This window comes from Cryobacterium sp. MLB-32 (assembly GCF_000738085.1).
Classification (GTDB): Bacteria; Actinomycetota; Actinomycetes; order Actinomycetales; family Microbacteriaceae; genus Cryobacterium.
The window spans coordinates 1-2547 of the sequence record NZ_JPRS01000330.1; the positions used below are offsets into that span (position 1 = coordinate 1).

General features: G+C 62.0%; 7 protein-coding genes. All 7 read right to left on the minus strand.

What is annotated here, in order from left to right; all coding sequences use genetic code 11:
• The coding region (locus JF66_RS18220) for an uL14 family ribosomal protein (protein WP_035880245.1) at positions 1–104 on the minus strand (104 nt) is incomplete at its 3' end.
• A 33-nt stretch (positions 105–137) separates the two neighbouring features.
• Entirely contained in the window at positions 138–437 is a 300-nt protein-coding gene (gene rpsQ / locus JF66_RS18225) for a 30S ribosomal protein S17 (RefSeq protein ID WP_035834619.1), read from the minus strand.
• A gap of 2 nt (positions 438–439) precedes the next feature.
• Positions 440–787, minus strand: coding sequence for a 50S ribosomal protein L29 (gene rpmC, locus JF66_RS25160; RefSeq protein ID WP_035880246.1), 348 nt, complete (start codon positions 785–787; stop codon positions 440–442).
• On the minus strand, positions 787–1206 hold the full coding sequence (gene rplP / locus JF66_RS18235) for a 50S ribosomal protein L16 (protein ID WP_035880247.1): 420 nt from the start codon (positions 1204–1206) through the stop codon (positions 787–789). The genes rpmC and rplP overlap by 1 nt, the downstream gene beginning before the upstream one ends.
• Positions 1206–1988, minus strand: a complete 783-nt coding sequence (gene rpsC, locus JF66_RS18240; protein ID WP_035880248.1) for a 30S ribosomal protein S3 — start codon at positions 1986–1988, stop codon at positions 1206–1208. Before rpsC ends, rplP begins: the two co-directional genes overlap by 1 nt.
• On the minus strand, positions 1988–2353 hold the full coding sequence (rplV, locus tag JF66_RS18245) for a 50S ribosomal protein L22 (protein WP_035880249.1): 366 nt from the start codon (positions 2351–2353) through the stop codon (positions 1988–1990). The genes rpsC and rplV overlap by 1 nt, the downstream gene beginning before the upstream one ends.
• Positions 2354–2379: 26 nt before the next feature.
• Positions 2380–2547: ribosomal protein S19 family protein (locus tag JF66_RS18250; protein ID WP_035880250.1), on the minus strand; the 168-nt coding region annotated here is incomplete at its 5' end.

Sequence of the window (2547 nt, forward strand, 5' to 3'; positions counted from 1 at the left end):
AGACCCGCGTAGCGGCGGCCGGAGCCACCGAGAACGCGAATGGTCAAGAGTTCCTTGGCGCCAGAGTTGTCGGCAACCCGGACGCGTGATTCTTGCTGAAGCACTTTTTATCTCCTTCTGTCAAGTAAGCGCGAGGCTTACTTGGCCTTCTCGAGAATTTCGACCAGGCGCCAGCGCTTGGAAGCGCTGAGCGGACGGGTCTCACTGATCAGGACCAGGTCACCGATGCCGGCGGAATTCGCCTCATCGTGCGCCTTCAGCTTGGATGTACGGCGGATGACCTTGCCGTACAGCGGGTGCTTCACGCGGTCTTCAACCACGACAATGATGGTTTTGTTCATCTTGTCGCTGGTGACATAGCCACGCAGCGTCTTGCGGTAACCGCGTACGAGCTCGGTGGCCTCGCCTGCGACGACCGTTTCGTCAGTCTTCGCCATGACTAGGCCTCCTTCGTCTCGACGGCCTCGGCTGCGGCGTCATCCGTGGTGGACTCCGGTGCGGCCTTGGCCTTCTTGGTCTTCTTTTCTGCCTTCTCAGCCTTGGCCGGAGCCTCGACTGCAACGGGCGTGGCACGAATGCCCAGCTCGCGTTCGCGCAGAACGGTGTAGATGCGAGCGATGTCGCGCTTCACGGCGCGCAGGCGGCCGTGGCTTTCGAGCTGGCCGGTGGCCGACTGGAAGCGCAGGTTGAACAGCTCTTCCTTGGCCTTCTTCAGCTCGTCGAACAGTCGCTCATTTTCAAAAGTATCGAGCTCGACTGGGGCGAGCTCCTTGGTTCCGATCGCCATTATGCGTCGCCCTCCTCGCGCTTGATGATGCGTGCCTTGAGGGGCAGCTTGTGAATAGCACGGGTCAGTGCCTCTTTCGCAACGGCGTCGGTGACACCGCTGAGCTCGAAGAGAACACGACCCGGCTTGACGTTGGCAACCCACCACTCGACAGAACCCTTACCGGAACCCATGCGGGTTTCGGCCGGCTTCTTGGTGAGCGGACGGTCGGGGTAGATGTTGATCCACACCTTCCCGCCACGCTTGATGTGACGCGTCATGGCGATACGAGCGGACTCGATCTGACGGTTGGTCACATACGCGGGGGTCAACGCCTGGATACCGTACTCACCGAACGACACCGTGGTGCCACCGGTTGCGTGGCCGGTACGGCCCGGGTGGTGCTGCTTGCGGTGCTTGACTCTACGTGGAATCAACATTATTTAGCCTCAACTCCTGCTGCGACCGGTGCTGCAGCTGCCGCAGTTGCCGGAGCATCTACGCGGGGCGCACGGCGCGGTCGGTCGTCACGACGCTCGGGGCGGGACGACTTAGCGTTGGCCTGCTCGCGAGCGAGTTCCTTGTTGGTGATGTCGCCCTTGTAGATCCAGACCTTCACGCCGATGCGGCCGAAGGTGGTCTTGGCCTCGTAGAAGCCGTAGTCGATGTTCGCACGAAGCGTGTGCAGCGGCACACGGCCTTCGCGGTAGAACTCCGAACGGCTCATCTCGGCGCCGCCGAGACGACCGGAGACCTGGATGCGAACACCCTTGGCTCCGGCGCGCTGGGCGCCCTGCAGGCCCTTACGCATCGCGCGGCGGAAAGCCACACGAGCGGAGAGCTGCTCGGCAATGCCCTGGGCGACGAGCTGTGCATCCTGCTCGGGGTTCTTGACCTCGAGGATGTTCAGCTGAATCTGCTTGGCGGTGAGCTTCTCGAGGTCGGAGCGGATGCGCTCGGCCTCCGCGCCGCGGCGACCAATCACAATGCCCGGACGGGCGGTGTGAATGTCAACGCGGACACGGTCGCGAGTGCGCTCGATCTCGATGCGAGACACGCCGGCACGGTCGAGGCTGGTGCTCAACAGGCTGCGGATCTTGACGTCTTCTGCAACAAAGTCAGCGTAACGCTGACCCGGCTTCGTTGAGTCAGAGAACCAACGCGACACGTGGTCGGTCGTGATTCCCAGACGGAAGCCATAGGGGTTTACTTTCTGACCCATTACTTCGTACCCTCCTCAGGAGTGGTGAGCACAACCGTGATGTGGCTGGTGCGCTTCTTGATTTCGAAAGCGCGACCCTGTGCACGAGCCTGGAAACGCTTGAGGGTCGTACCCTCGTCAACGAATGCCCGGCTGATGAACAGGTCCTGCTCGTCCAGATACGTGTTCGCAGCATCTGCCTTGACCCGTGCGTTCGCGATGGCCGAAGCCACCAGCTTGTACACGGGATCGCTCGCACCCTGGGGCGCGAACTTCAGAATGCCCAGCGCTTCATGCGCCTGCTTGCCGCGAATCATGTTGACGACGCGTCGAGCCTTCTGGGGGGTAACGCGGATGTGACGCACGCGTGCGATCGACTCCACCATTTCTTCTCCTCCTTCACGTCCCCGCGTTAGCGGCGACGGCCCTTCTTGTCGTCCTTCACGTGACCACGGAAGGTGCGCGTGGGGGCGAACTCACCGAGTTTGTGCCCAACCATGCTCTCGGTGACGAACACCGGGATGTGCTTGCGACCGTCGTGCACTGCGATGGTGTGCCCGAGCATGCCGGGGATGATCAT